Below are 353 nucleotides of genomic sequence, written 5' to 3'. Positions count from 1 at the left end.
GGAGGGGGGAGGGGGAAAGAGAAAAGGAGAAAGAGGGGGAGAGAAAGAAAGGAGGGAGGGAGAAAGGGAAGAAAAGGGGGGAAAAAAGAGAGAAGGAGGGAGGAGAGGAAGAAAAGGGGGAGGGAGGAAAAGAAAGAGAGGAGAAGGAAGAAGAGAGGGAGAAAGGGGGGGAAAAAGAGGGAGAAGAAAGGGAAGGGAAAAGGAAGGAAGAGGAAAGGGAAGAGAGGGGGGAAGGGGAAAAAGGAGGAAGGGGGGGGGAGGAAAAGAAGGAAAAGGAGGAAGGGAGGAAAGGAAAGAGGGAGAGGGAGAAGAGAAGAGAAAGGAAGGGAAAAGAAGGGAGGAAAGAAGAGGGA

Annotated in this window: 1 protein-coding gene; it reads left to right on the top strand. The window is 52.1% G+C overall.

Annotated features, from left to right (window positions below; genetic code table 11):
• The coding region (locus KH400_RS30260; RefSeq protein WP_217228552.1) for a hypothetical protein at positions 1–353 on the top strand (353 nt) is incomplete at both ends.

The sequence above is a fragment of the Desertibacillus haloalkaliphilus genome (genome assembly GCF_019039105.1).
GTDB lineage: Bacteria > Bacillota > Bacilli > Bacillales > KJ1-10-99 > Desertibacillus > Desertibacillus haloalkaliphilus.
This window is presented reverse-complemented; position numbering and strand designations above follow the sequence as displayed.